Annotated in this window: 1 pseudogene; it reads right to left on the bottom strand. The window is 45.8% G+C overall.

The annotated features are described in order from the left end of the window. Positions 1–500, bottom strand: a pseudogene (locus tag A3739_RS29780) (hypothetical protein); the annotation flags it as partial.

The following is a 500-nucleotide window of genomic DNA, read 5'->3' as shown; positions in this document are numbered from 1 at the left end:
TCTGCTTGCTATCTTCTGGTTCAGCATCTCTCACAGACTGCTCTAACTTTATCTTTCCGATGTGTGACAAGAGCACGCCAACCGCTAGACTTTTCATCAAAGGCTTTGTTAACCCAAGGTGTCTTGCAAAAACGAGCGCCCAAATCGATGCGCGAACCACATGCTGATAACCTTGTTGATCTTCATCGTCCATTTTTGCCAACCAGATAAGCGCGTCTGGATTGCGAACGACACTCACGACCATGCTCACTGCAAGCTTTTGCGTATCTTGGACGCTTACTTGCTCTCCATTCGCGACACTCTCACAAATGTTTCGAACAGCATCATTTACTTGTTGATGTAATCGTTTTACGCGCGCCGCTTCTTTCTGAATACTTACTTCAGACTTATAACTTTCTGGCGATTTGATAACCACTTCAGGAAGTTCCAGCGTAGCTTGCCCGCTTTTCTTTACACCGGAAGATGATGCCTTACTAGGATTAAATGCAGCGTGCTCTGCA

Source organism: Oleiphilus sp. HI0067 (genome assembly GCF_001635735.1).
Note: the sequence above shows the minus strand (reverse complement) of the source record. Positions and strands in the feature narration are given on the sequence as shown.